Below are 25,821 nucleotides of genomic sequence, written 5' to 3' on the forward strand. Positions count from 1 at the left end.
TAAAGTGTTTAACAGAGTTTAAACTAACTTGCTATAGGATCACTCAGTGGCGACTTTCCAACTAACCTGTTTTCGTAAAGCCTTACTGGCGGTATTTTCTATTACAACCTTATGGAGTGCTATGGACACACAAGCTGCTGCTCGTAAGCCAACTGTTGATGTACCACAGATGCTAGGACAAAAGCTGATGCTTGATCTGCGCTATTACTGTGAGGAGCCGGTGGCACCGGGTAAGTGCCGCACCCCTATGACCAGCTTACCGCCTGCGTTAGCCAAATTACTGACTGACTATCAGATAGGTGGGGTGATTTTATTTGCTGAAAATGTGCAGCAACCTGAGCAAATTATTCAACTTACGGCACAATTACAAGCGGTAGCGGCGGCGCAGAGTAATGGCTTACCCATGTTTATTGGTATCGATCAAGAAGGTGGCCGGGTCGCCCGTTTACCCAGGCAGCAATCGACCTCCTTTAGCGGCAATATGGCAGTTGGTGCCACCTATGCCGAGCATGGCAATTACTTTGCCAGCACAGTGGGTGAGGTATTAGCGAAGGAGCTGTTAAGTTTGGGGATTAATGTCAATTTTGCCCCTACAGTAGATGTTAATGTTAACCCATTAAACCCGGTGATTAACGTGCGCTCATTTGGCGAAGATGCCCGGATCGTCTCGCAGTTGGGCGGGGCTATGACGGCGGCGATGCAACAACAGGGTATGTTAGTATCGTTAAAGCATTTCCCAGGACATGGCGATACCCATGTCGATAGCCATCACGGTTTACCACGGGTCGATCATAGTGCTGAACAAATTGCCCAAAGTGATCTACTGCCCTTTGCTGAGATTATTAAAAGCGCTAATCCGGCGATGATCATGACGGCGCATATTCAGTTTCCTGCCCTAGATAGCTCCGTATTTGTGAGTAAAGATGGTGAGGAAATGTTAAAGCCTGCCACCTTATCTCGTCGCATTCTACATGGCGTGTTACGCGAGCAAATGGGCTATCAGGGTTTAATTGTCACCGATGCACTGGATATGGCGGGCATAAGCCAGTTTTTTACGGTGCCACAAGCCGTGATTGAAACCTTTGCTGCCGGTGCGGATATTGCCCTGATGCCGGTGAAGCTGCAAAGCCCGACTGAGCTAAAGAACTTGGGCTTGCTGCTCGATGAACTAACCGGCGCGGTAGCCAGCGGTAAGCTGGAGCTACCAGAGTTGCAGGCATCTTACCAGCGCATTGTGAAAGCGAAACAACAGTTAAAAACCATAGCCGAGCCGAAACTGGCTAGTGCTTTGCAAGTTTTAGCGAATAAAGAACACCGTGCCGCGGAGTTAGCTCTAGCACGGGCAGCCGTTACCGTCGTTGCCGGAGAGCAAAGCTTACCTCTGCAGCTAGCTGGGAAGAAAACGGTGTTACTGATGCCGGATACCAGCAAAGGCGTGGTATTGCGCCAGTATTTGCAGCAATTGGCCCCCGATAGCGGGGAGCTTACTGTGATTAGCTTACAGCAGCTTAATTTGGATTTAGCCAAACAGCAGATCGCGGCTGCTGACCAGGTTATTGCGGCCTTTATTTCACCTATGCAATCTTTAGCCGAAATTGGTGGTATGGACGATCTGGCCAGCATGACCAATCTGGGTGAGGCTTATAAAAAGCAACAACAGTATTTTTATCAATTACTGCAATATGGTGCGGCACTGAATAAAGAGCAAACTTTTATCAGTTTACGCTCACCTTACGAAATCAGTCTGTATGCACCTTTAGTACAGCGCAGTCTGGCAACCTATGCGTATCACAGCTGGCAGCAAGCTGATGGCAGTCTGGTTAGTCCCATTTATCTGGCCTTAGCCGAGGTTTTACTGGGTAAACGCCAGGCTACGGGTAAACTACCCGTTACCTTGGTGCCGCTCGCCGGTGACCAGAGTAAACCATGATGCGAGCGTTACAGCGGCATTGCCGTGATATTTTGGCATTGCAACCTGGCGGTCGTTTATTAGCCCTGGATGTGTTGCGAGGCTTGGCCATTATGGCCATGGTATTGGTCAATAATCCCGGCAGTTGGAGTTATGTTTATGGGCCGCTACGCCATGCCGAGTGGCATGGCTGGACTATCACCGATTTAATTTTCCCCGCTTTTATTGTTATGGTTGGCATATCAATACATCTTAGTTTGGGTGGTAAACAGCAATTAAATAAAGCGGATCTCATTAAAAAAGGTGCGGTGCGGGCGTTGAAACTCTACGTGCTGGGGCTGTTTTTGGTGCTGTTTTATTATAATTTTCGAGATCCCGCCTACAGTTATCTAGAGCAAAAATTGCTGACATTACGCTGGTTTGGTGTATTACAGCGTATAGGCTTGGTCTATTTTTGTACTTTGCTTATTGTGTTATACAGTGGTACCCGCGGCCGGGTATGTTGGTTAATCGGTTTGTGTGTGCTGTACTTTGCCTTAATGCAATTTATGCCTTATAGCGATGCCCAGGGTAACAATTTTGTTGGTTTGTGGGATTTTGGCAATAGTTTTGCCGCTTGGTTAGATCATCAGCTGTTGGGTGCTAGTCACGTTTATTTCCGTGAGGCAACGCCCTTTGCTTTTGACCCGGAAGGTTTACTCAGTACTTTACCGGCGATTGCCAGTTGTCTCAGCGGCGTATTGATAGCGCAATTGTTGCAAAGTGAGCGACCACTGACGTTTAAAATCCGGATCTTAATGCTGGTAGGTGTGGTTTCGGTATGGATTGCAGAACTAGTGCATCCGGCGCTCCCTATCAACAAAATACTGTGGACACCAACTTTCGTCTTATTAAGTTCAGGTTATACCGCACTGCTACTTGGCGGCACCCTCTGGTTAACTGAAATTAAGGGTTATCGGTTATGGAGTGCGCCACTGGTGGTGTTTGGCGTCAATGCGATTTTGTTTTTTATGCTAGCCGGTGTGGCAGCGCGGATCTTGTCAATGGTGCCTGTCGCCGGTACGACCTTGGGTAACTGGCTATTTGCAAACCTGTTTCAACCTTTGCTGGGTAACTACAATGGTTCATTGGGTTTTGCTGTGGTATTTTTGCTCTTGTCTTATCTGGCGATGCTGTGGTGTTACCGGCGGGGCTTTATTTTTAAAGTGTAAATAAGGCCAGGCGGCTTAAGAATTGCTGACCATGTTGGGATAACAGCCAAGAGAGCAAAATGCAGTTTGCCAGCACCACCAACCAGAATTCACGTTGAAATAAGGGCTTACTGCTTTTGTGGGCCAGTTTCTTCTGCGCAAATAAGGCGCCTGGCCAGCCACCAATTAAACTGAACATTTGTAAGCTTTCTTCGGGTAAACGCTGCGGTTGTCTGGCGATAGCTGCGTTTTTGTCGGCCTGATAGAGCCAATAGGTAAACAAGCTGGCTTCTATATAGAGGATCGGGAGTACGTAAGGTAAAGAGCCAAATAGCAGCGCAATAATCACTAACATCAGAAAGGCGGCCCGAAAATAGAGCGCGACATCTTGCGCATAAACCAAATCAACCGCATTTTTACGCTTGGTCGTTGCAACAGGGGGAGTTTGCGAGCTTTGTATCATAAGCTCAGTGGCGATAGCACGGCCTTGTTTGTCAGTGCCACGCACAAAAGACAGGGTGTCCCCTTCGGCTGGCCGCACTTTTGCTTGCGTGTCAGAGTTGGGCATCAGATCACGAATATGGAAAAACAGTTTTTCCTGGCTTTGTTCACAAAATAAGAAACCAAAGCCTTTCTGATCTTGCCAAAATACCACCTTGCCTGTCAGCCGCATCTACCATACCTCATCGATCTCGCTAACAACCGCTGTAGTAGTATAGAAGATGCCACGAACATGATCTTAAGCCTGGTTGCTAAGGCGCATCGATAAATCTATCGCTTGCACATGCTTGGTTAAGGCGCCGCTGGAAATAAAATTAACACCGGTAGCGGCTAATTCGGTTAGGCGTTCACTGGTGATATTACCAGAAACTTCCAGTTTAGCTCGGCCAGCGTTGATGGTTACGGCTTGTTGGATATCGCTTAGGCTAAAGTTGTCCAACATAATGATATCTGCTTGTGCGCTTAGCGCTTGTGCTAATTCAGCTAGATTTTCTACTTCCACTTCAATCGGCTTACCGGGGAAGTTCAGGCGGGCATTTTGCACGGCCGCCTCAATAGAGCCCGCTGCGGCTATATGGTTTTCTTTAATTAAAAACGCATCAAACAACCCAAAACGATGATTTAAACCGCCGCCACAACTTACTGCGTATTTTTGCGCAAATCTAAGGCCAGGCAGGGTTTTACGGGTGTCTAATAGCCGGGTTTGGCTACCTTGTAAAAAACTAACGTAGTGCGCGGTAGTGGTGGCCGTACCGCTTAATAACTGCAGAAAATTAAGGGCGCTGCGCTCACCGGTCAGCAGCGTTCTTGCTGGCCCGCTTAAGGAACACAATAAGCTGTTAGCTGTAACATGGTCACCGTCCGCTACCTGCCAGGTAACGATGACATTATCGCCTAGTTGCTTAAACACCTCATCGACAAAACCAGTACCACAAACCACGCAATCTTCGCGGGTAATGATGGTGGCTGTGGCCATTTGCTCAGCCGGAATTAACGAAGCAGTAATATCCCCAAGTGCAATGGTTTGCATGCCAAGATCTTCTGCTAACGCAGCGGAAACAGCACGACGCATTTCGTCTGCTAATAATGGGTGGTGAAAGGGTACTGTTGCAATAGTCATAGGTTAGATACGTTGAATTAATGTAAGTTGATTACCTTGTTGGCGGAATTCTAACTGCTTTAGGGCGCTCATACCTAGTAAAATCTCGGTGCCAGCTAAATTTGGCACTATGCTGGCAGGTACCTGATTCAACGTAATAAGGCCCAGCTTTAATTCAGCAATCTCGCTACGCCAGGCGGTAGTGATGCCATTTGCGGTAGAGACGCGAATGGGTTGACCTTTGATCAAACCAAGTTTAGCAGCTGCCGTTTCTGATAAGGCGACAGTGGTCGCCCCGGTATCTAATAGAAACTCGACAGGCTGACCATTAATAAAAGCAACACCCAGATAATGACCAGCCCTATTACGTGTGAGCTCAGTGGTAATTTCACTGCCGCTAATGCTGCTTTGCAGTTGCTGGTTAGGATTTTGTTGCTTACCTAAGTAGTCGGAAAAAAACCAAAACAAGCCACCACCTAACAACAACCAGGTGATTAATGTGAATATTTTGCCAAACGAAGAACTGACTTCAGGCGCTTGCATAAATTTCATCCTGCATTGACAATAGGGGCACAGCTTAATGAGGCCGCCATAAAAAGGCAAAAATCTGCATGAGTCTCCCAACTAACCTACTAGGTACGGTAACGCAGCGCGCATCAGCTCACTATGATGATAGACCCAGTGGCGAGCAAATTAGTTTACTGGTTATTCACAATATTAGCTTACCAGCGGGGCAGTTTGCTGCAGATCCGCTGACCAGTTACGTAGATGCGTTGTTTTGCGGTACTCTGGATCTGACTGCACATCCAAGTTTTGCTGACTTGTCCGGATTACGGGTGGCAGCACATTGTGTTATTTGGCGTAATGGGCAGATCTTTCAATACGTCCCTTTTGCTAAGCGAGCCTGGCATGCCGGTGTCAGTTGTTTTGCCGGGCGGGAACGCTGTAACGACTTTTCAATAGGCATTGAGTTAGAAGGGACTGACAATATACCCTATACTGAACAGCAGTATACCAGTTTGCTTGCACTTACCCGGTATTTGCTGCAACAGTATCCAGCCATTACCTTAGAAAGGATAGTGGGACACTGTGATATTGCTCCCGGGCGGAAAACCGACCCCGGAGCTGTTTTTGATTGGCAGCGTTTTAAACAAGCGCTAAAGGAGAACAAGGCATGACCTTAATCAGTATGTTACTGGCATTAATTATTGAACGACTTGCTGTACGCAGTGACGCCTGGCAAGCACGTCCATATTGCCAGGCATATCTTAAACTCACTGCTGGCTCAGGCATGAGCAAACTGGCGGAGCATCCGATTGGCCGTTATTTATGGATTTTGCTGCCAGGCTTGCTGGTCGCGTTATTACTTTTATTGGTAGACAACCGTTTATTAACGCTAGTGGTTAATACCTTGGTACTATTAATTGGTATCGGCTGCTGGCATTACCGGCAACTTTATAAACAGTATTTAAATGCATTGGAGCGCGGTGATGAAGAAGCGGCTTTTTTGGCTATGCAGCAAATTCGGCAAGACAGCCGCAGCACTATAGACGACTCCAACGGTTTGCTGCTGGTTTGGCTAAACTTCCGCTACTATGCTGCAGTGGTATTTTGGTTCTTATTACTGGGTGCTTTTGGTGTTATTACTTACGCTTTGCTACGCTATTTAAATGAGCAAACAGAGCAGGTTGCCGCGACAACGACCGCAACGAATCATGTAGATCCGTTAGCAGATACAGAGACTGCCGATACCGCTGTAGCTGATGAGACAGTGTTAACTGAGCATCTTGAGCCAGACTCTGACAGCACGCCAGAACCAAGTGAAGATGCGGTCTTTAATGACAGCAAAGCTGTCATAGCCAACAAAGATGCAGTGCATTATTTATTGCATTGGGCAGACTTTTTCCCAGCCAGGTTATTCGGTTTGGGGTTTGCATTAGTAGGGTATTTTTCGCGGGCATCTAACGCCTTATTGGGTTATTTTCTCGATTTTACCGCCAATAACCAACAAGTGGTAACGGACGTTGCCAAGGCAGCAGAACCTATTATCGACTCCCCTTTGCAAGCTGCAGACGATACCAGTGCAATGGTACAGCTTGCCAAGCGTAACATGTTGTTCTTCTTAGCCTTTACCGCTATTCTGACGTTGAGTGGTTGGTTAAGCTAAGGCTTAAAATACTGAAAAAGGCGCCATTTAGGCGCCTTTTTTGTGGGAGAAACAGCGTATTTTAAGCGATGTCGAATAACTTTTGCTCTAAGGTTTGCCCTTTAGTCAGGCTACGATAATGACAGCCGTGGCTTGCCAAACATTGCAACAACAAGATATCAAAGCTTGTTGCCTGCGCGCTGTGCAGGCTAAATACCAGTTGTTTCTTTTGCGGTTGAGTAAGCGTTTGCACGCCGGGTAATTGTTGGAGCTGTTGCAGCAACTGTTGATCGGCTTCCTGCTCAAGTTGTAATGTCAGGTACTGAGCATTATCTAGCGCGAGGTTGCTATGTACATTGCTGTGCAGCACGCCTTTGTCTAAAAACAGCACCTTATTACACAGCTGCTCCAGTTCAAAAATATTATGCGAGCTGATTAAGAAGCTCATCTCGCCGCTTAATGAGCTAATCAGTTTACGAATGGCCAATGCGTTGGCTGGATCTAAACCTGCCGTGGGCTCATCTAGTAACACCAGCTGTGGTTTACCGATAAAGGCTTGAGCGATGGCCGCTCGCTTACGCATACCGTGGCTTAAGGCTGCCGCTTTTTGTTTGGCCTCGCCTGCCAGATCAACCAAAGAGAGTACTCTGGCCATTTCCGAAGCCGCAGCTTTAGCCGTTAACCCCTGTAAACGACCATAAAACTGTAATTGCTCAGCAATAGTAAAACTGGGATCAAATTGCGCATCTTGTGGCAAAGCACTTAGCTTACCAAATAACGCTTTGCTCCCTGCTGGTTGCCCTAGGACGTTGACTATGCCACTGTCGGCCCGCAGATAGCCGCATAAAATACTAAAGAGTGTTGTTTTACCGGCGCCATTGGGGCCAATTAAGGCCGCGGTGTCTCCTGGCATTAATTCGAAGCTAAGCTGGTGTAATACGACTTTACGCCCGAATTTTTTGTTAAGGTTAGTGCAACGAATAAGGGCGCTCATAATGCTCTCCGCCTGACAATTGCATAAGCTAACAACAAGAGAACCAGGCTTTGCAGCAATGGTAGTGTGGCAAATTGTAAGGTTTGCCAACCTTGTACTGTGGCAATTTTTCCGACCTGAGCACCAAGTAGGTAGTGATGTAAAAATGCCCATCCCGGATAAGTGCTGGTGAACCAACTGAGCAACCCATAACCGACACCGATACTGACGATCGCCAGAGTAACGGCCAGTTTAGCTGTAGGCGCCAGCGCAGAGAAAACACTCATTAATGCAGTAAACGGCAATAAAATGAGCAGCAAGTTAACCCAGATCACCGCTGCACCGTTTAGCATCGGTAGCGTAAAACTGCCGGCATTCCAAGCGGAGATTGCCAGGGTCGCGGTAAGGGTTAGCAGAATGAGACTGCCCTGTACTAGCATCTGGCCAGCAAAGCGGCCTAACAAAATAGCCGTGCGGCTGCTACGTAGGCTTAGAAAGCGTAAAGTACCGCGCTCAAGATCACTACAGAGTTGATTGGCGGTAAAGAATAGGCAGAAAATGGGTAGTAAAAATAAACTGAGTAGCCAATAAAGTGTCAGTTCTGAGGAAGGCCAGTTGCCCAGGTGCTGCAAAATATTGCTGCCCATAACGCGAATGTTGGTATTCATGCTTGCCAGCGAGCTAACCAGCTCTGTAGCCGGCAATACAAGATAATAAAGTAGCAACCCCCAAATAACAGCGGTGGCCGCGAGCGTCATCAAGCCGCTGCGGGTTAGCCATAGCCGGCGTAGCTCAAAAATGGCATATAGCCCAGTATGTTGTAGCGTTAACAAGGCGTTAGACATAGGCGCGTCCTATCGATGGTCAGGTTCTCCAGTATGTTAACTCAGTACCTGACATTTAACCAGACTGTAGCAAACTGCTTACAAGGCAAGGGAGTGCACTTCGCTGTCGGCCTAATCAGCGACTTTGATCCGCTAAGGCACTTTAATCGTCTATAGTATAGTTATGCATTCGCTTAGGGCGTGCCCTAGACAAAGAAAAGTTTAGATATCGCTGTTTATCTTTGGTTTATATGGCTATCTCTCAAGGTTTTTTATGAAGCAGCACGCCGAACAACATGATCTTTTCGCCGCTGATACCCAGTTGCTATTCTCAGAGGATCAGGAACTGGCTGCCAGCAATGCGCAGCATTGGACCGTTCTGATCGTGGATGATGAACCGGAAATTCACCAGGTAACCCTAATGGCCCTGCGCGACTTTAGCTATCAAGGGGCTAACTTGCAATTTATCAGTGCCTATAGCGCTGCTGAAGCGAAAAGCATCCTGGCAACCCATAACGAAATCGCTTTGATCTTACTTGATGTGGTGATGGAAACGGATGATGCCGGTTTAACGCTGGTGCAATATATCCGTGATACGCTGCAAAATCATTTGGTTCGCATAGTGCTGCGTACCGGGCAACCGGGACAGGCGCCTGAACAGCGTGTTATGCATGATTATGATATTAATGATTATCGGGCAAAAACAGAGCTAACAGTACAGCGTTTGGCAACAACAGTGATGTCGGCTTTACGTGCTTTTACGGCCATTAAACAACTTGCTCAGGCTAAGGAAACACTGGAGGCACAGGTGCAGGCCAGGACTGAGCAATTAGAGTTAAGCAATTTACAATTGCAGCAGTCGTTAGCAGAGTTACAAGCCGGTGAGCGGGCGGGTAAACAATTGCAGTTTGCCATGTTACCCCCAGCGCTTTTTTGCTGTGGTGAATATCAACTGAGCCATGCGCTTTATCCGTCTGAATATATGAGCGGTGATTTTGTTGACTACTTTAGCGCCGATGAGCATCACGTTATATTTTATATTGCAGATGTGTCTGGCCATGGTGTGGCCTCTGCCTTTGTGACGGTGTATTTAAAACGTTTTATCAGCACCTATGTTGAACATTATCAAAGGGGCAGCTCTAGGTTATTGCTCGAGCCTGCTGCGCTGCTTAGCGCCTTAAATACCGAGTTACTGCGGGAGAATATCAGTAAATATATTGCGTTGTTTTATGCAGTACTAGATACCCGAACCGCGGAGCTAACCTATGCTAATGCGGGTGCTTTTCCCTGGCCTTTGTTGCTACAGCAGCAACAGGCTAACTATCTGGAGCTAAAAAGTACCCCAGTTGGGATGTTTGATTTTGCGGTTTACCAACAGCAGTCGTTAACGCTGCCGCAGCATAGTGCGCTGATACTCTGCTCTGATGGTATTTTAGATTTATTGACGCCAGCAGCCACAGAGCAAAAATTAGAGAGCTTGTTGCAGCATTGTAACCTTGAGCAGGATATCGCGCTTTTGCTGGAACGATTGGCAATTAATCCGGCACTGGGTTTACCCGATGACTTAACGATACTGATGTTAAAGCGCAATCTAATACGCTAGGTTTGCTTTAATTATGTCGGAGAATACTATGACGATACCTCATCAGATCTTTTTTGCCTGCGTTGAGCAAAGTTGCTACATCAAACTATGTGGCGAACTACGCTATACCCATGCCACCGGCATGGATGACTTGCTCGCACGTTTGGTAAGTAAAGAAATTGCCTGTGATCGGTTGGTCATTGATTTAAATCAGGCGTCTTTTATTGATAGTACTCATATTGGCATGTTGGCCAGTTTGGCGCGTTTTTGCCAGCAGCAACAGCTGCCCAAACCCACGTTGTTTTCTACCCAGGCTGAAGTAAACACCTTGCTGTATGGCCTTTGTTTAGATCAAGCTTTTGATATTATTGAGCAGCCAACAATGCAGCAGTTTAGCATGGACCCGGTTGCCGAAAAAAATTACAGCGAACAGCAACAAGGTTTGATGATCTTGCGGGCACATCAGGCTTTGGTGGCATTAAATGATAAAAATAAAAGCGCCTTTCAACCGGTAGTGGATTTATTAAAACAGCAACTTGGTGAGTAACTTAAAGGAAGGCTACTCTGCCAGTCAATAAATTGGTAAGACCAATTTATTTCAATACTGAAACAATCCCGTCATTTTGAGTAATAACTCTAATTATTTGTGGGTTGCCAGCTGCCGAAAAATCTGCTTTATTTACATCTTGCGCAGAAAATGATAGCCTGCTGCCCACTTTTCGTAAATTGGTAAGACCAATTTACCTTAATAGCAAAGCAAGGACTTTACTTACCCGCTATGGCCGATTTAAAAATAAAGCCCGCCAAGCTCTCTGATCAGATAGTGGCACAGCTGGAGCATATGCTGCTGGAAGGCAGTTTTAAGCCTGGTCAAAAGCTACCGTCGGAACGTGAGCTGGCCGAGCGCTTTGCGGTATCAAGGCCTTCTTTGCGTGAAGCCATTCAAAAATTAGAAGCCAAGGGGCTACTAAGTCGACGCCAGGGTGGCGGTACCTATGTGTGTGATAATTTGGTCAAGGATCTGACCGATCCCTTATTTGCATTGATGGCACAGTACCCTGATTCACAATTCGATTTTTTAGAGTTTCGCCATGCTTTAGAGGGCATTTGTGCCTACTACGCTGCACTGCGTGGCACCGAGGCGGATCATAAAAAGATTAAAACCTTATATGAAGAGATTTGTCTGAACCAGCAATTGCAGGATTCAGAAGCCGAAGCCAGAGCCGTTAGCCAGTTTTATCTGGCGGTGGCCGAAGCTTCACACAATGTAGTGTTGTTACATCTGGTCAGAAGCTTAACGCCGTTGACTGAACAAAATATCCGCTTAAATTTAGCAGCGTTGCAGGAACGCGACGGGATCGCCGAGAAATTGAATGAGCACCGGCGGCGGCTAATGCAGGCGGTAATTAGCCGAGAGCCGGAACTGGCGCGCCAAGTTAGTAATGGTCACTTAGCCTTTATAGAAGAAGCCTTGCTGGAAGTAAGCAAAGAGCGCTCGCGCATTGAGCGCTCGCTACGCCGCTCACAGCAGGCATAATATTTTTGCAGCACGCCGGGGGCGTGATTAACCAAAGGAAACCTCGATATGTCTGAAGTCAGTAAGGTTGACATCGACGCTTTAGAAACCAAAGAGTGGCTGGAAGCGTTGGAGTCAGTGGTGCGTGCCGAAGGGGTAGAGCGGGCGCAGTTTTTGCTTGAGCAAGTGCTGGAGCAAGCCCGGTTGGAAGGCGTTGATATGCCTACCGGTGTTACCACCAACTACATTAACACCATTCCGCCACAACAAGAGCCGGCTTACCCAGGTGATGTTAACCTGGAGCGACGTATCCGCTCGGTGATCCGTTGGAATGCCATTATGATCGTGCTGCGTGGCTCGAAAAAAGATTTGGAGCTGGGTGGCCATATGGCGTCGTTCCAATCTTCAGCCGCCTTTTATGAAACCTGTTTTAACCACTTCTTTCGCGCACCGAACGAAAAAGACGGCGGCGACTTAGTGTATTATCAAGGCCATATTTCACCGGGTATTTATGCCCGCGCCTTTGTTGAAGGCCGCTTAACGGCTGCGCAGTTAGATAATTTCCGTCAAGAAGTGGACGGTACTGGTTTATCCAGCTACCCACACCCGAAATTAATGCCTGAATTCTGGCAATTCCCTACCGTTTCTATGGGCTTGGGCCCAATCACGGCGATTTATCAGGCGCGTTTCTTAAAATACTTAAATGGCCGTGGTTTAAGAGATACTACAGAGCAGCGCGTCTATGCCTTTTTAGGTGACGGCGAGATGGACGAGCCAGAATCACGCGGTGCGATTAGCTTTGCAGCCCGTGAAAAATTGGGCAACCTGTGTTTCTTAGTTAACTGTAACTTACAGCGCTTAGATGGCCCTGTAATGGGTAACGGCAAAATCATCCAGGAGCTGGAAGGGTTATTCCGTGGCGCCGGTTGGAACGTGATCAAAGTAGTATGGGGTCGCGGCTGGGACAAGTTGTTAGCCAAAGACACTACTGGCAAGCTATTACAGCTGATGAACGAAACCCTGGATGGTGATTACCAAACTTACAAAGCCAATGATGGCGCTTATGTGCGTAAGCATTTCTTCGGTCGTTACCCAGAAACCGCTGCTTTAGTCGCGGATATGACTGATGAAGAAATTTTCGCTTTAAAACGCGGCGGTCATGAGCCATCGAAGCTGTTTGCTGCCTTTAAAGCGGCGCAAAACTGCACCGACAAGCCAACGGTTATCTTAGCCAAAACCGTTAAAGGTTATGGCATGGGCGATGCCGCAGAAGGTAAAAACATTGCGCACCAGGTGAAGAAAATGGACCTGACGCATGTGAAGCAACTGCGCACCCGTTTAGGCTTAGAAGACTACATTAGCGAAGAGCAAGTAGCCGACTTACCGTACATCACTCTGCCAGAAGGCTCACCAGAGCTGAAGTATTTACACGATCGTCGTAAAGCCTTACATGGTTATACGCCGGTACGGTTACCGAAGTTTAGCGAAACCCTGACGCTGCCTGAGCTATCTGCTTTCGATTCCCTGTTAGATGAGCAGAAACGCGAAATTTCTACTACGCTAGCCTATGTGCGAGCCTTAAATATTCTGTTAAAAGACAGCCATATTGGTCAGCGTATCGTACCGATTATTGCTGATGAGGCCCGTACCTTTGGTATGGAGGGCTTGTTCCGCCAGATTGGTATTTATAACCCAAGTGGCCAGAATTATACGCCAGAAGATCGCTCTGTGGTGTCGTACTACAAGGAAGATATCGGCGGTCAGGTGCTGCAAGAAGGGATTAACGAGTTAGGTGCTATGTCATCTTGGGTAGCTGCGGCCACCTCTTACAGCACTAACGATTTACCCATGATCCCGTTCTATATCTACTACTCGATGTTTGGTTTCCAACGCGTCGGTGATATGGCGTGGTTGGCCGGTGATCAGCAAGCGCGAGGTTTCTTATTAGGTGCTACTGCAGGTCGTACTACCCTAAATGGCGAAGGTTTACAGCACGAAGATGGTCACAGCCATATTCTGGCCGGTACCGTACCTAACTGTATTTCTTACGATCCTACTTATGCCTATGAGCTGGCCGTGATTCTGCAAGACGGTATCCGCCGTATGTATGGTCCAGAGCAGGAAAATATTTACTACTACATTACGGTAATGAACGAGAGCTACCATCATCCGGCGATGCCAAAAGGCGCTGAAGAAGGGATCCGTAAAGGGATTTACAAGCTGGAGTCATTTAATGGTGGTCGCGGTAAAGTGCAGCTACTGGGTTCAGGCACCATTTTAAATGAAGTGCGTAAAGCCGCTGACATTCTAAGCAAAGACTACGATGTCGCCTCTGATGTGTATTCAGTTACCTCGTTTAACGAGCTGGCGCGCGACGGTCAGGATTGCGAGCGTTTCAATATGCTGCACCCAGAAGCTGCCGAGAAGGTGCCTTTTGTGGCTACTGTGCTTAACAAAGCGCCGGCCATTGCTGCCACCGACTATATGAAAAACTACGCCGAGCAGATCCGCGCCTTTGTGCCGGGTGCTTCTTACAAGGTGTTGGGTACTGATGGTTTTGGTCGCTCAGACAGCCGTGAAAACCTGCGCCGTCACTTTGAAGTGAATGCCGGTTATATCGTAGTGGCTGCGCTAAATGAACTGGCGAAGCAGGGCGAGTTGAAGAAAGCGGTAGTGGCCGATGCTATTAAGAAATTTGGCATTGACGCTGACAAAATCAACCCGCTGTACGCATAAGAGGATTTGTCATGACGATTGAAATTCAAGTACCAGATATTGGTGCAGATGAGGTAGAGGTTACCGAAATTCTGGTTAAGGTGGGCGACAAAGTTGCTGCCGACCAGTCGCTGTTAAGCGTTGAAGGTGACAAAGCCTCGATGGAAGTTCCGGCTGCCGAAGCGGGCACCGTAAAGGAAATTAAAGTTAGCGTAGGCGACAAGGTAAAAACCGGTAGCATTATTATGGTATTCGCCGCTGATGAGGCAAAAGCTGCTGAAAAAGAGGCCCCTGCGGCAGAAAAAGCGGCAGCGCCTGCTGCTGAAAAGAATGCTGCTGAAAAACCAGCCGCTGCCGAGCTAAAAGAAGTCGCAGTGCCAGATATTGGTGGCGACGAAGTTGAAGTGACTGACATTATGGTGAAAGTTGGCGATAGCGTTACTGCCGACCAGTCACTGCTTAGCGTTGAAGGCGATAAAGCTTCAATGGAAGTGCCAGCACCCTTTGCCGGTGTAGTCAAAGAAATCAAAGTACAAAGCGGCAGCAAAGTAAAAACCGGCAGCCTGATTATGGTGTTTGAAGTTGCAGGTAGTGCCAAGGCAGCAGCACCTGCCGCTCCAGCCAAAGCACCTGAAGCAGCGCCAGCGGCTGAGCAAGCTACCAGTACTGAGCAAAAAGACGTTGCAGTACCGGATATCGGCGGTGATGAAGTGGAAGTGACCGAAATTATGGTCAAGGTTGGCGACAAGGTTACTGCCGATCAATCACTTTTGAGTGTTGAAGGTGATAAAGCCTCAATGGAAGTGCCAGCGCCGTTCGCCGGTGTGGTAAAAGAAATCAAAGTACAAACCGGTAGCAAGGTAAAAACCGGTAGCTTGATTATGGTATTTGAAGTGGCAGGCAAAGCACCGGCAGCAGCTAGTAAGCCCGCCGCCGAATCAGCTAAAACCGACACGCCAAAAGCCGAATCAGCAAAAGAGGCGGCCCCCAGTGCACCGGCAAGCAGCAATGATGGCTTTGTTGAAAACAGCGCCTATGCTCACGCTTCGCCGGTCATTCGCCGCTTAGCGCGCGAATTTGGTATTAACCTGGCAAAGGTGAAAGGTACCGGTCGTAAAGGCCGCGTAGTTAAAGAAGATGTACAAAACTACGTGAAGCAGCTGGTTAAGCAGGTAGAAAGCGGGGCCGCTCCGGCTGCAGGCGCCACTACTGGCGGCAACAATATGGGCTTCGACTTACTGGCCTGGCCAAAGGTCGACTTTGCTAAGTTTGGCGAAGTAGAAACCAAAGCCTTATCGCGGATTCAAAAGCTGTCGGGTGCTAACTTACACCGTAACTGGGTACGTATTCCGCATGTTACCCAGTTTGATGAAGCCGATATCACCGGTTTAGAAGACTTCCGCAAAGAGCAAAATGCACTGGCTGATAAAAAGAAAATGGGCGTGAAGTACACCCCATTGGTCTTTATTATGAAGGCCGTGGCTAAAGCGTTGGAAGAATTCCCAACCTTTAACAGCTCCTTATCCGAAGATGGTGCCAGCTTAATTCTGAAAAAGTACGTGCATTTAGGTATTGCAGTTGATACGCCAAACGGCTTAGTGGTACCGGTAGTTAAGGATGTCAACAAAAAAGGCATTATCGAGCTGTCGCGTGAGCTGCAGGAGATTTCGGTAAAAGCGCGTGAGGGTAAACTGACTGCCAGCGATATGCAGGGCGGCTGCTTTACTATCTCTAGCCTGGGTGGCATTGGCGGTACTGCCTTTACGCCTATTGTTAACGCGCCAGAAGTGGCCATTTTGGGTGTCTCAAAATCGGAGATTAAACCAAAGTGGAACGGCAAAGACTTTGAACCTAAGTTAATGCTGCCATTATCGGTATCGTACGACCATAGGGTAATTGACGGCGCACTGGCGGCACGCTTTACTGCCACCTTAGCCAGTTACCTGGCCGATATCCGGCAAATTATTATGTAAAACCGGCTTACGCCACGATAAAAGCGGCTTAGGCCGTGCAAGTGGCGTAATTTTGCATGATTAATTTTATATTATTAGTGCAATCTTAGGTTACAGAGCGGCGGCTCTGATGTTAAAATTCCGCCACTTTTTTCGCCTGATAGCTGTACCCTACAACGATACGCTGTCAGATAACCGACTTAATGAAAAGGTAAAACCATGAGCAACGATATTAAAACCCAAGTAGTAGTAGTGGGCGCTGGCCCTGGTGGTTACTCTGCAGCTTTTCGCGCCGCAGATTTAGGTTTAGAAGTAACCTTAGTGGAAGCGCGCAGCACCTTAGGTGGCGTATGCTTAAACGTAGGCTGTATCCCATCAAAAGCGCTATTACACGTTGCAAAAGTGATTGACGATGCCCGCGATATGGCCTCACACGGTGTGACCTTTGGTGCACCAGAAATCGATTTAGATAAAATCCGTGCCTGGAAAGACAAAGTCGTTGGTCAGTTAACCAACGGCCTGGCCGGTATGTCGAAAATGCGTAAAGTGAAAGTAGTGAACGGTTTCGGTAAATTTACCGGCGCCAACACCTTACAGGTTGGCGATACTACTATCACCTTTGAACACGCTATTATTGCTGCCGGTTCAGAGCCAGTAGCCCTGCCATTTATTCCAAAAGATGATCCACGGGTTATCGACTCTACCGGCGCACTGGAATTAAAAGATATTCCAGGCGAAATGCTGGTATTAGGTGGCGGTATTATCGGCCTGGAAATGGGTACTGTTTACCGTGCACTGGGTTCTAAAGTATCCGTAGTAGAATTTGCTGATCAGTTAGTACCAGCAGCCGATGCCGACATCGTGAAAGCCTACACCAAGTACAACAGCAAAAACTTTAACATTATGCTGTCTACTAAAGTAACTGCCGTAGAAGCCAAAGAAGATGGTTTATACGTGACCTTTGAAGGCAAAAACGCCCCAGAGAAAGCCGTTCGTTACGACAAGATCTTAGTGGCTGTTGGCCGTAAGCCAAATGGTGCCCTGTTAGATGCCGCTAAAGCTGGCGTAAACGTAGACGAGCGCGGCTTTATCAATGTTGATAAGCAACTGCGCACCAACGTTGGCCATATCTATGCTATCGGTGACGTTATTGGCCAGCCAATGTTAGCGCACAAAGCGGTACATGAAGGCCACGTAGCAGCTGAAGTGATCTCAGGTATGAAGCACTTCTTCGATCCACGCTGCATTCCATCAGTTGCCTATACCGATCCAGAAATGGCTTGGACCGGTGTAACCGAGAAAGAAGCCAAAGAGCAAGGCTTAAAGTACGAAACTGCCACCTTCCCATGGGCAGCGTCTGGCCGTGCCATCGCCTCAGCCCGTACTGAAGGCTTCACCAAGTTAATCTTCGACAAAGACACGCACCGCATCATTGGTGGCGCCATTGTCGGTATTAACGCCGGTGAAATGCTGGGCGAAATCTGCTTAGCCGTTGAAATGGGTGCCGACGCCGAAGATATCGCGTTAACCATCCACGCACACCCAACGCTAAACGAGTCTATCGGCTTAGCCGCAGAGATCTACGAAGGTTCTATCACCGACCTGCCAAATCCGAAAGCGAAGAAGAAGTAATTTTTCTTAGTTTGAGCGTTTAAAACAAAGGCCGCAAATGCGGCCTTTGTTGTTAATGACACTAATCTAATTACATCTGACTCCGAGATCCAATAGCTACGGCGCTACTCGAATAGATGGCGTGTCGCTTCCATTTGCTGGTGGAGTATTCGCAGGACAAAGAGATTACCATCGGTACTCCGGTAGAAAATAGCATGGTATTGATGATCGTGGCGCCGGATATCCTTTCCAATCTCTTCACTGGTAATGCCAATAAATGGGTGGTCACTCAGTAACGCTAATACCTTTTCTAAATCTTGCGTATAAGCATCGGCCTGACGCACACCAAAATTGAGTAGGGTGTACTCGTAAATAATGGCAAAGTCTTCAGCGGCAAGCCGCGAAAGTCTATACATTGTGTTTTTGTTTCACCTGAGCGGCGATTTGGCTTAGTGTTAAATCACTTATTCCGCTTTGCTCACCTGCCGCCACAGCCTGTCGTAACGCGACCAGTTGTTTTTCCTGACGTTCCAGTAATCTTAGTGCTGAGCGCACTACTTCACTGGTGGAACCATACCGGCCTGTGGCAATTAATTCGCTAATAAAGTCGTCCAATTGTGCGCCAATTGTCACACTGGTTGTTCTAGCCATTAGTAGCTCCTGTATGATTAATTAACACAAATTGTAGCACGCTTGCGATAGCGGTCAAATTTACGTTTGTTGCGTCACGCAGCTTTGACCTTCGGAGCCAGATACCGAGAAATTTAAGATACCGAGGCGCTTAAGCTGGGTGCCAGTGGTTCGGATCATACATTCAAGAAACCTAAGGCAAAACGTTGGAACAGCTGTCACCCAGGGTGACTTGTCCAATTAGGCGAAAAGTGCTCCGAAAGTCGTTAGCTTGCGCAGTAAAATTCGGCAGAAGTTGTTACCATAGCCACAGGTAACAACTGCATTTAATGCTGGAGCTTGAAGATGGATTTAGACGACGCGCAAGACTGGGCTTGGTGTGACAGCCAGTTTGCGGCCATTGAAACTTACGTGAAAACCCAGCAAATCCCGCATGGCGTGATTTGCGACTGGCCGGAATGGTATACCGCGCCTTATGTTGGGTTATGGGCGGTAGAAAACCCAGAGGACCCGGGGTTTGTCGGGCACTGGATCCTGGCTGGCGATAGCACCGGCACACAGCCCCAACCCGTGCCGTTTGACCATCTTAGCGCCACCGATTTACCCGAACCCCGTGATGCGATGGCCGCCTTTGCGCATAAATGGACCACGCTTGCCGCTGACGCCAATAAAGGTACCGCTTGGCAAGGCAGCCCGGAGCTTAGCGGCGATTTGGCCGCGAAGGCGAAACAACTTAGCCGTCAGGCGCAGTTGCTGGCGCTGTGGGCGGCTGATGATGAGTTGTGGGATTGGGATTAATCCGATGAAATCCTGGATCCTTTCGATACTGCTGGCAGTAAGCCTATTTCTGGGGATTAGCTGGTATAAAGAACGCGGGTTGTTAGCGCAAGCGAGTGCAGCGCCGGCCTTTATCGCGGTAACGCTAGAAGGCGAATTATTTCGTTCTGCCCAGTTATTAGAGAGGGGAATACCAGAGCAGCAATTATCAGAGCAGCAAATACAAGGGCAAAAAACCTTACTGTATTTTTTTGCGCCCTGGTGCGGCATTTGCCGCCTTAGTATGCCAAACCTGAAGTACCTGCAAGCCGATAACGAGGGGCTTGCGGTATATGCTATTGCGCTGCAATATGATTCTGCCGAGCAGGTAAGCGAGTTTATCGCGGATTTAGACTTACAGGTGCCGGTATTGCTGGGTAATCAGCAAATGGCAACGGATTACCAGATTCAGGCCTTTCCCACCTATTATGTAATTGATGAAAATGGCCATATTAGCGCTAAGTCGCTGGGGTATAGCACGGCGCTGGGGCTTTGGCTGCGCAGCCGTTAGACGCTGATGATACAGCGGTGATTTGTTCACGTGTTTCATATTATTCAAAAGGCTAGTACGGCCTTACGCTAAAAGTAAAATAATTAATCAGGGATGAAAGATGCGGTTTTTATTAAGTGTGGTTGCGTTGCTTTTTGTGGTTTGGTCGAACTCTGTTGCTGGTCAGCAGCAGTATACCGAGGCAACCTGTTTACTGTTGCAGCAGCAAATTGACCGTTTTGCGGCGCAGCCAGAACATCGTCATTATCGGCAAGCTAAGCGGGATTTTAACCAGCATTGCCAAAACCCAATAGCGGCACCCGCTAAGCCGCTGGTGTTAAGCAATGTGCCGCCTAAAAAGATTGTGCCGACTTCGGCCGCTAGCCAAGTCACCGAGCCTGCAGTATTAACTGCCATGCCTGAACGCACTGCAGCGGCACCACTTAAGTTCGATATGGGCACTATGCTGTTTAGCCTGTTCCAGCCGTATATTCCCTATATCCTTATTTTTCTGTTGTTGTTACTGCTGCCCAACATCCTGTTATTGGTGTTGTTTGGTAGTAAAGCGCGGTTTTTAGGCATTATGGCCGAGCGGCAGTTACATCGCTTATTGTTGCGGCAGTTGCCTGCAGGTTATCAGCACTATCGTAATCTGATCTTGCAGACCGCGCAGGGCGATTTAACTGAGATTGATCAGCTGGTGCTGAGCCGTTTTGGTATTTTTGTGGTGGAGGTAAAAAACTACCGGGGCTGGATCTTCGGCAGTGAGCTGCAGTCCTTGTGGACAGTACAGCATTTTCGTCGTAAACACAGTTTTCAAAATCCTTTACGGCAGAATCATAAGCATACTGAGGCAGTAAAGTTCGCCCTAGGCTTAACTTTGCAAGATAGCAGACAAGTGCATTCGGTGGTGGCTTTTAGTGAGCGCGCTCAGCTTAAAACGCCACTGCCTGCGCATGTGTGTTATATCCGGCAAGTAGCAGATTATATACAACAATTTACCCAACCTTGTTTTAGTGATGAGCAGTTGCGCCAGTTTGCTGCCAAGCTCAATCTTACTGCTTCGTCACAACCAGCGTTACGCAAAGCCCATAAACAACAGGTTAGCGGGCCGCAGCGCTAGCGGGGGTTGATACTATTGTAAAGGTACTGCATCTCTGTAATGATTGGCTGGTACTAACTTAAAAAAGGATTTTTATGAAAAAGTTTCTATTGCTGCTGCTGGTCGTAGCGGGCATTTACCATTTTCAGGGAAACAATATAAGCAATGCCTTGGATGAAGGCTTTCAAAATGTTGTAGCCGAGCAAAGCGAGAGCCTGCAACCGGGCCTATCTGCTCAGCAGCGTGAGTTACAAAAAACGCTAGTTCGGATCCGCAATAACGGCCCCTTTCCATACGATCGTGATGGCATTACCTTTCATAACCGAGAACGTTTGTTACCCATTAAGTACAGTGGCTATTACCGGGAATATACGGTAGATACACCAGGTCTCTCGCATCGTGGGCCAAGGCGCGTGGTGACAGGGGGCAATCCGCCTGATGTGTATTATTATACTGAAGATCATTACAAATCTTTTCGGCAAATTAGCGGAGCACCATGAGTTTACTTGATCTCAATAGTAGTATTACTCTGCTGCATGCTGTTGCGCCTGCAAATGCTATGAGTTTAGCGGATAACAACAGTGTGAACCGCGACAGCATTTTACATTGCTTGCAAACTTCATTTCAGTTTCCTGACTATTTTGGTGGCAACTTTGATGCGGCCTATGATCTGTTGCTGGACAAAGTGGATACGTTAAAACAGGCAACGGTTTGGCGTTTTGCCATTGATAGCAAGGCAGCTGTTGATGAGCAGGCGTTGGCTTGTTGGCAGCAACTTATGCAAGATATTCTGCACTATGCCACAACCAAAGGTATCGCGCTTAGTGTTGAGTTGTATATTGAACCTGGTTAGGTGTTAGGTAAGACTTAACATCTGCTAGGCGTTACTATGCAACTTTTCGCAATACTTTTATTTTCGCCAAGAGTTAGCCCCAGTTAAGCATAAATAGCTATGCTAGGGTTGCTTCTCAATAGCCCCAATATCTGGCGATGCCTCGCCATTACCATCTCCGTCTGTTGGTCTGCTATTCCCAAAAAAGTCATCTGTGATAGTGCTTGTTGCTGCGGCATCAATCACAGCTGAACCCGCCATGGGTATACCGAAGCTGTTCAGGCCAGCCGCAGTAAAGAGGTTGTCTGCCATCGTATATGGCAAAGCTGCACCATACACCGGGTACCTTGTCTCATCGTACAAATTATTAATGATGTCTATTTTGAGCAGTGGTGGCATGGTGAACTGCTCAAGGGTGAACTGCAGACTTAAAGCAGTATTTACCTGGCTAAACACGTTGTTGCGCATAAGTAGTTCAATATGGCTGGCTCCGTCATAAGCCCGTAATTCAAGAAACTCATAAATACCCATTATGGTGTTGTGCTCAATTTTACTGATATAGCCACCGGCGAGATAAATAGGGTGGCAATAATTTGGTATGTTGTTGTCTTTTAACATTAAATTATTGGTATAGATAAAATCACGCGGTGCAGTGAAATCGTTTTTCAGTAAACGCACCCCTGTACAGTATGAGCCATTAAAAAAGTTAGCAAAGGGCGTGTCATAGTAATTAGTTATAAACTGGTTTTTTTGCAGGGTAATGCTGCCATTGGCATTAATCTCATTACCGGGGAGCAATAACTCGGTGGCACCCATGCGGTTAGAGGTAAGGATAGCACCATTTTCACCCGTTTCAATTTGTAAGCTGGATAAGGTGAAATCACTAATTTCACTATTGTGATCGATCAACAACATCCGCTGTTCATAGCTGTTTGGCAATGCTTTACCAAGCAAATAAGTTTGCTTGGTAGTACCCCGCAGCGTGATATTTTTATCGGTTAAATGCAGGCTACCAATATAAATGCCTGCGGGGACATTCATTATTGCGCCTGCTGCTGCGGCATCAATTTGCTGTTGCAGCACCGCTGTGTCTTGACCAGCAATTATTGGGAATGACCAATTGGCAAGCACTTCAGTATTGTCAGGCGCAAATAGTTGAAATGTTGCTTGCCCAATACCTGTTGCGGTTGCGGTAACGTTCAATGCTATCTCAGTATTGTAATCTGGATAACGGATATTGAAATTGTCACAGGGTTGCCAATCATCAAATTGTTTACATTGCGCCTCAGCATTAGCAAAGTCGGGCAACTCAAGTTTAAGCGTTATACCAGAGATACGATCGCTGGCTGAGGAAAGAGCCAACCTTAGGGTAGTACTTGTTGGCTCATTCAGCACGGCTATTATTGGTGCAGATTCTTGCGCCGCCGAGTATAGCGTAAAGTCTAGTATTGCTGCAGCGCGGGATAACTCGGTGGTTGCCGTTTGTTGATTTGAAGTGTTTAAACCCGTTGTAACCAGCTCTACGCTCAGTGGCGCTGTAATTGCTGTTAGCTGCGAGCTTGGAGCGTCTAACACGATAATATGGCTGGCGATTTGCCCGGCATTGATATCACGAATAGCGCAGCGCGCTTGTAATCTATTGTCTGAAAGCACACAATCATGATTGCTTTCGCTAAAGCGCATAGGCTCTGCGGTGTAGTAGACAAGTTCACTATTATACGCTGCAGCACCCTGTTGATGCGTTAAAAGCGTTTCTGCATAGATAAGTGCTGTTTGACGCCCTGGCTCATGTTGTAATTTAACGTCTATCTTATAAATAAAAGGCATGATATCGGCATTTTGTGGATTGCCTAGATAGCGAAATTCTTCAAGGTTGGTATACCCGTCTCCATCAGCGTCTTGTATCGCATCATTAGGATCTGCAGGGTTCAACCCAAAGTAGCTCTCCCAGGCATCGGGCATGCCATCGCCATCTGAATCACGGAAATTGGTGAGCAGTTGATTATTTAGCGTTGTAGCGCGGTAGACATAGTGAAATTCGTTAGGGCCATTTAGGGTAAAGTGATAAGTAAACAAGGCGTTATACGGAGAGCCATCATTTTTAATTTGCCAATTGAAAACGTGCCCATCAGCACCTGCCAAGGCTAAATGACCTTGCTGAGGTTGCGTTACAATCATTGTAGGTAACTTTAATAATGTTGGCGTGGTTACATTTACATAGCCTATATCACTAATATAAACGCGACCTTGCAAAGCCATACCACCGTTTTCACAGTAAATACCGTAGCTACCGAACCGCTGATCGTAGAGGTTTTCAAAGTACCATTGTTCGCTGCTGCCTTGTACTGTCAGAAGCAGGTTATTTAGATTTAAAGTACTGTCACAACTCCCGGTAAGTTCACGCTGTCTGCTGGTACCTCTGATGATAAATATATTGTTGTCAGTACGAAGTTGTGTATCTTGGTAAACGGTTATTGCTTCAGTAATATCACCCGAAGCATTGGTGCTGACTACTCTCAGAGTCGCGTTACCAGTAAAAATATTTCCGCCTTCATTACATTGATTAAATGTTATGGCTATTTCCGTGTTTGCCTTATTTGGGGTAAGCGTGGCGCTGCCACCATTAATGCAAAGTCGTTCACTGCTGCCGGCTTCGTCATCATAAGTAGGCAGTAACTCTGGGTGCAGAGTGGTGATGGTTTGCATAAAACGGGAAGCCCCCGTCTTATCTAATGCTGCTGCCGTTTTAAGGCCAGTGTATTGAGATTGTACATTGATGAATTGGGCTAAAGGGTCAGAGCCGTTACCCGAATTGCCACCAGTACCTGTGCCGGGCGTAGATGAGCTATCGCTACCGCCTCCACCACAACCGGTTACAGCAAGTAGTAACGAAAACGCTAGTGCATTCCGTAGCATGATAATCCTGTTAATATTCTTGCTTAAAATATAAACATGATTCTGCAGTATTTTAACAGCGGCGACAATTGTCCTAACGAAAAATAGTCTGCTATCGCCATTTAAGCTGTGATGATGTACCTCATGATCACCACGGTAACTAGGGCGGCAGTCCACTCAGGTTTAAAAATATGTCGCTCGGTTGTGTTCATCTTCATGTCTGAATAGCAAAATTGCCGGAGCTAAAAAAGTGAGCTATTTAATGATTTTTAGCTGTGGTGCTATCTTTAACCCGCCAATTCCCCCATGCCGGATTACCCTGCACCTGCAAGCCAAGCGCGCGCAGCCAATCGGCGGCTTGATGGTTTGAGTTATAACTATAGCTATAAGGCCGGCTATGCGGCACAAAGCTAAGGTGGCGCTCGGCACTATAAAAAGGGACGCTTTGGCTGGCAGTAAACTGCTGCTCTAGCGACTTTATTAGCGCATCAACCTGTGCGGCTTCTACCTGAAATAGATAAGCCTGACCAATACCTACACCCACTTTGGCAGCGAGATTTTCACCGGCTGTTGTCGGGGCTACGATCTGGCGGCCCAGAGCACCTTTACTGTCTTTAAATAAGGCGCGGCTGCCGCTAGCCAGACTCTGATCGCTCTCCACATACCAGGCCCAGTCGCCAAAGGAATAGCGTAGCCGGGATTGATCCGCTGCAGTGAGTAACAGCGAGCTATGACGGCCATGTTGCAGTAACTGAACCTCACGTGGCTGGTACACCGTTTCTGGTGCGCTAATGATAGCGCTGCAGCCGCTAATTAGCGGTAGTAAAAGCAGTACAATAAATACCGTGCTGATTTTCATCTTTACCCCTTAGACTGTTATATTCAAGAAAAGCGCTTATACACTGCGGTGTAAAATTGCTGGACCTAAACTGTAGTGACGTTAAGGTCAGGTTCATCGCTATTGTAAAGATAATAAACACTCTGCTTTGATTTACTAGCAGCAGAGCTTTAGCAGCCAGTTGCTTTTGGCATGAAAGC

General features: G+C 47.4%; 24 protein-coding genes. 15 read left to right on the forward strand and 9 right to left on the reverse strand.

Annotated elements, in window-relative coordinates:
* Positions 1 to 121 precede the first annotated feature (121 nt).
* Both IE163_RS02345 and IE163_RS02350 read left to right on the forward strand, forming a co-directional pair.
* The gene (locus IE163_RS02345) at positions 122 to 1,930 is read left to right on the forward strand and encodes a glycoside hydrolase family 3 protein (RefSeq protein WP_189430463.1); all 1,809 of its coding nucleotides are present in this window, start codon (positions 122 to 124) and stop codon (positions 1,928 to 1,930) included.
* A complete protein-coding gene (locus IE163_RS02350) occupies positions 1,927 to 3,120 on the forward strand; it encodes an acyltransferase family protein (RefSeq protein ID WP_189429752.1) in 1,194 nt (397 codons plus the stop codon). The genes IE163_RS02345 and IE163_RS02350 overlap by 4 nt, the downstream gene beginning before the upstream one ends.
* Here IE163_RS02350 and IE163_RS02355 read toward each other — a convergent pair.
* The 3 genes from IE163_RS02355 to IE163_RS02365 all read right to left on the reverse strand — a co-directional run bounded on the left by IE163_RS02355 (position 3,110) and on the right by IE163_RS02365 (position 5,242).
* The gene (locus IE163_RS02355) at positions 3,110 to 3,772 is read right to left on the reverse strand and encodes a DUF1294 domain-containing protein (protein WP_189429754.1); all 663 of its coding nucleotides are present in this window, start codon (positions 3,770 to 3,772) and stop codon (positions 3,110 to 3,112) included. The two genes, IE163_RS02350 and IE163_RS02355, sit on opposite strands and share 11 nt — an antisense overlap.
* 66 nt (positions 3,773 to 3,838) lie before the next feature.
* Positions 3,839 to 4,720: a carboxylating nicotinate-nucleotide diphosphorylase gene (gene nadC, locus IE163_RS02360; RefSeq protein ID WP_189429756.1), complete on the reverse strand. Its 882-nt coding sequence runs from the start codon at positions 4,718 to 4,720 to the stop codon at positions 3,839 to 3,841.
* A gap of 3 nt (positions 4,721 to 4,723) precedes the next feature.
* Positions 4,724 to 5,242: a retropepsin-like aspartic protease family protein gene (locus tag IE163_RS02365; protein ID WP_189429758.1), complete on the reverse strand. Its 519-nt coding sequence runs from the start codon at positions 5,240 to 5,242 to the stop codon at positions 4,724 to 4,726.
* Positions 5,243 to 5,310: 68 nt separating this feature from the next.
* Between IE163_RS02365 and ampD the strand changes: the two genes are divergently transcribed.
* Both ampD and ampE read left to right on the forward strand, forming a co-directional pair.
* Positions 5,311 to 5,877: a 1,6-anhydro-N-acetylmuramyl-L-alanine amidase AmpD gene (gene ampD / locus IE163_RS02370; RefSeq protein ID WP_189429760.1), complete on the forward strand. Its 567-nt coding sequence runs from the start codon at positions 5,311 to 5,313 to the stop codon at positions 5,875 to 5,877.
* The gene (ampE, locus tag IE163_RS02375) at positions 5,874 to 6,866 is read left to right on the forward strand and encodes a regulatory signaling modulator protein AmpE (protein ID WP_189429761.1); all 993 of its coding nucleotides are present in this window, start codon (positions 5,874 to 5,876) and stop codon (positions 6,864 to 6,866) included. The genes ampD and ampE overlap by 4 nt, the downstream gene beginning before the upstream one ends.
* A gap of 61 nt (positions 6,867 to 6,927) precedes the next feature.
* Here ampE and IE163_RS02380 read toward each other — a convergent pair whose 3' ends face one another.
* Positions 6,928 to 7,839 (reverse strand): ABC transporter ATP-binding protein, encoded by a 912-nt coding sequence (locus tag IE163_RS02380; RefSeq protein WP_189429764.1) that lies wholly within the window; start codon positions 7,837 to 7,839, stop codon positions 6,928 to 6,930.
* A complete protein-coding gene (locus IE163_RS02385; RefSeq protein WP_189429766.1) occupies positions 7,836 to 8,663 on the reverse strand; it encodes an ABC transporter permease subunit in 828 nt (275 codons plus the stop codon). The genes IE163_RS02380 and IE163_RS02385 overlap by 4 nt, the downstream gene beginning before the upstream one ends.
* A 253-nt stretch (positions 8,664 to 8,916) precedes the next feature.
* Here IE163_RS02385 and IE163_RS02390 point away from each other — a divergent pair, with 253 nt between their 5' ends.
* The 6 genes from IE163_RS02390 to lpdA all read left to right on the forward strand — a co-directional run bounded on the left by IE163_RS02390 (position 8,917) and on the right by lpdA (position 18,039).
* Positions 8,917 to 10,245, forward strand: coding sequence for a PP2C family protein-serine/threonine phosphatase (locus tag IE163_RS02390; protein WP_189429768.1), 1,329 nt, complete (start codon positions 8,917 to 8,919; stop codon positions 10,243 to 10,245).
* A gap of 28 nt (positions 10,246 to 10,273) precedes the next feature.
* Positions 10,274 to 10,771, forward strand: coding sequence for an STAS domain-containing protein (locus tag IE163_RS02395; RefSeq protein WP_189429769.1), 498 nt, complete (start codon positions 10,274 to 10,276; stop codon positions 10,769 to 10,771).
* Between the two features lie 231 nt (positions 10,772 to 11,002).
* Complete coding sequence (gene pdhR / locus IE163_RS02400) at positions 11,003 to 11,761, forward strand: pyruvate dehydrogenase complex transcriptional repressor PdhR (RefSeq protein ID WP_189429771.1); 759 nt, start codon at positions 11,003 to 11,005, stop codon at positions 11,759 to 11,761.
* Positions 11,762 to 11,809: 48 nt separating this feature from the next.
* Positions 11,810 to 14,476 carry a pyruvate dehydrogenase (acetyl-transferring), homodimeric type gene (gene aceE / locus IE163_RS02405; RefSeq protein ID WP_189429773.1) on the forward strand — a complete coding sequence of 889 codons (2,667 nt, stop codon included), beginning with the start codon at positions 11,810 to 11,812 and terminating at the stop codon, positions 14,474 to 14,476.
* A gap of 11 nt (positions 14,477 to 14,487) precedes the next feature.
* On the forward strand, positions 14,488 to 16,428 hold the full coding sequence (gene aceF / locus IE163_RS02410) for a pyruvate dehydrogenase complex dihydrolipoyllysine-residue acetyltransferase (RefSeq protein WP_189429775.1): 1,941 nt from the start codon (positions 14,488 to 14,490) through the stop codon (positions 16,426 to 16,428).
* Positions 16,429 to 16,626: 198 nt separating this feature from the next.
* Positions 16,627 to 18,039, forward strand: coding sequence for a dihydrolipoyl dehydrogenase (lpdA, locus tag IE163_RS02415; RefSeq protein WP_189429778.1), 1,413 nt, complete (start codon positions 16,627 to 16,629; stop codon positions 18,037 to 18,039).
* Positions 18,040 to 18,143: 104 nt separating this feature from the next.
* On the opposite strand, the gene IE163_RS02420 is transcribed toward lpdA, so the two are convergent.
* On the reverse strand, positions 18,144 to 18,434 hold the full coding sequence (locus tag IE163_RS02420; protein ID WP_189429782.1) for a type II toxin-antitoxin system RelE/ParE family toxin: 291 nt from the start codon (positions 18,432 to 18,434) through the stop codon (positions 18,144 to 18,146).
* The gene (locus IE163_RS02425; protein ID WP_189429784.1) at positions 18,427 to 18,669 is read right to left on the reverse strand and encodes a type II toxin-antitoxin system ParD family antitoxin; all 243 of its coding nucleotides are present in this window, start codon (positions 18,667 to 18,669) and stop codon (positions 18,427 to 18,429) included. The genes IE163_RS02420 and IE163_RS02425 overlap by 8 nt, the downstream gene beginning before the upstream one ends.
* Positions 18,670 to 18,993: 324 nt before the next feature.
* On the opposite strand from IE163_RS02425, the gene IE163_RS02430 reads away from it, so the two are divergent.
* The 5 genes from IE163_RS02430 to IE163_RS02450 all read left to right on the forward strand — a co-directional run bounded on the left by IE163_RS02430 (position 18,994) and on the right by IE163_RS02450 (position 21,909).
* On the forward strand, positions 18,994 to 19,446 hold the full coding sequence (locus tag IE163_RS02430; RefSeq protein WP_189429786.1) for a DUF4826 family protein: 453 nt from the start codon (positions 18,994 to 18,996) through the stop codon (positions 19,444 to 19,446).
* 4 nt (positions 19,447 to 19,450) lie between these two features.
* Positions 19,451 to 19,975, forward strand: coding sequence for a TlpA family protein disulfide reductase (locus IE163_RS02435; RefSeq protein ID WP_189429788.1), 525 nt, complete (start codon positions 19,451 to 19,453; stop codon positions 19,973 to 19,975).
* 100 nt (positions 19,976 to 20,075) lie between these two features.
* Positions 20,076 to 21,077, forward strand: coding sequence for a nuclease-related domain-containing protein (locus IE163_RS02440; protein WP_189429789.1), 1,002 nt, complete (start codon positions 20,076 to 20,078; stop codon positions 21,075 to 21,077).
* Between the two features lie 74 nt (positions 21,078 to 21,151).
* Positions 21,152 to 21,556, forward strand: a complete 405-nt coding sequence (locus IE163_RS02445) for a guanyl-specific ribonuclease (protein ID WP_189429791.1) — start codon at positions 21,152 to 21,154, stop codon at positions 21,554 to 21,556.
* A complete protein-coding gene (locus IE163_RS02450; protein ID WP_189429793.1) occupies positions 21,553 to 21,909 on the forward strand; it encodes a barstar family protein in 357 nt (118 codons plus the stop codon). Before IE163_RS02445 ends, IE163_RS02450 begins: the two co-directional genes overlap by 4 nt.
* 102 nt (positions 21,910 to 22,011) lie before the next feature.
* Here IE163_RS02450 and IE163_RS02455 read toward each other — a convergent pair whose 3' ends face one another.
* Both IE163_RS02455 and IE163_RS02460 read right to left on the reverse strand, forming a co-directional pair.
* Positions 22,012 to 24,804, reverse strand: coding sequence for a hypothetical protein (locus IE163_RS02455; protein ID WP_189429794.1), 2,793 nt, complete (start codon positions 24,802 to 24,804; stop codon positions 22,012 to 22,014).
* A gap of 238 nt (positions 24,805 to 25,042) precedes the next feature.
* A complete protein-coding gene (locus tag IE163_RS02460; protein ID WP_189429796.1) occupies positions 25,043 to 25,642 on the reverse strand; it encodes a DUF2459 domain-containing protein in 600 nt (199 codons plus the stop codon).
* Between the last annotated feature and the right edge of the window lie 179 nt (positions 25,643 to 25,821).

Origin of the sequence: Alishewanella longhuensis (genome assembly GCF_014653435.1) — a bacterium.
Lineage (GTDB): Bacteria > Pseudomonadota > Gammaproteobacteria > Enterobacterales > Alteromonadaceae > Alishewanella > Alishewanella longhuensis.

Coding starts and splice junctions, on each gene's coding strand:
- IE163_RS02440 (WP_189429789.1), top strand. CDS start 20,076: ATGCGGTTTTTATTAAGTGTGGTTGCGTTGCTTTTTGTGGTTTGGTCG.
- IE163_RS02390 (WP_189429768.1), top strand. CDS start 8,917: ATGAAGCAGCACGCCGAACAACATGATCTTTTCGCCGCTGATACCCAG.
- ampE (WP_189429761.1), top strand. CDS start 5,874: ATGACCTTAATCAGTATGTTACTGGCATTAATTATTGAACGACTTGCT.
- IE163_RS02435 (WP_189429788.1), top strand. CDS start 19,451: ATGAAATCCTGGATCCTTTCGATACTGCTGGCAGTAAGCCTATTTCTG.
- IE163_RS02420 (WP_189429782.1), bottom strand. CDS start 18,434: ATGTATAGACTTTCGCGGCTTGCCGCTGAAGACTTTGCCATTATTTAC.
- IE163_RS02445 (WP_189429791.1), top strand. CDS start 21,152: ATGAAAAAGTTTCTATTGCTGCTGCTGGTCGTAGCGGGCATTTACCAT.
- IE163_RS02425 (WP_189429784.1), bottom strand. CDS start 18,669: ATGGCTAGAACAACCAGTGTGACAATTGGCGCACAATTGGACGACTTT.
- IE163_RS02460 (WP_189429796.1), bottom strand. CDS start 25,642: ATGAAAATCAGCACGGTATTTATTGTACTGCTTTTACTACCGCTAATT.
- pdhR (WP_189429771.1), top strand. CDS start 11,003: ATGGCCGATTTAAAAATAAAGCCCGCCAAGCTCTCTGATCAGATAGTG.
- IE163_RS02355 (WP_189429754.1), bottom strand. CDS start 3,772: ATGCGGCTGACAGGCAAGGTGGTATTTTGGCAAGATCAGAAAGGCTTT.
- IE163_RS02385 (WP_189429766.1), bottom strand. CDS start 8,663: ATGTCTAACGCCTTGTTAACGCTACAACATACTGGGCTATATGCCATT.
- IE163_RS02455 (WP_189429794.1), bottom strand. CDS start 24,804: ATGCTACGGAATGCACTAGCGTTTTCGTTACTACTTGCTGTAACCGGT.
- aceF (WP_189429775.1), top strand. CDS start 14,488: ATGACGATTGAAATTCAAGTACCAGATATTGGTGCAGATGAGGTAGAG.
- IE163_RS02395 (WP_189429769.1), top strand. CDS start 10,274: ATGACGATACCTCATCAGATCTTTTTTGCCTGCGTTGAGCAAAGTTGC.
- IE163_RS02345 (WP_189430463.1), top strand. CDS start 122: ATGGACACACAAGCTGCTGCTCGTAAGCCAACTGTTGATGTACCACAG.
- IE163_RS02430 (WP_189429786.1), top strand. CDS start 18,994: ATGGATTTAGACGACGCGCAAGACTGGGCTTGGTGTGACAGCCAGTTT.
- nadC (WP_189429756.1), bottom strand. CDS start 4,720: ATGACTATTGCAACAGTACCCTTTCACCACCCATTATTAGCAGACGAA.
- lpdA (WP_189429778.1), top strand. CDS start 16,627: ATGAGCAACGATATTAAAACCCAAGTAGTAGTAGTGGGCGCTGGCCCT.
- IE163_RS02380 (WP_189429764.1), bottom strand. CDS start 7,839: ATGAGCGCCCTTATTCGTTGCACTAACCTTAACAAAAAATTCGGGCGT.
- IE163_RS02365 (WP_189429758.1), bottom strand. CDS start 5,242: ATGCAAGCGCCTGAAGTCAGTTCTTCGTTTGGCAAAATATTCACATTA.
- IE163_RS02350 (WP_189429752.1), top strand. CDS start 1,927: ATGATGCGAGCGTTACAGCGGCATTGCCGTGATATTTTGGCATTGCAA.
- aceE (WP_189429773.1), top strand. CDS start 11,810: ATGTCTGAAGTCAGTAAGGTTGACATCGACGCTTTAGAAACCAAAGAG.
- IE163_RS02450 (WP_189429793.1), top strand. CDS start 21,553: ATGAGTTTACTTGATCTCAATAGTAGTATTACTCTGCTGCATGCTGTT.
- ampD (WP_189429760.1), top strand. CDS start 5,311: ATGAGTCTCCCAACTAACCTACTAGGTACGGTAACGCAGCGCGCATCA.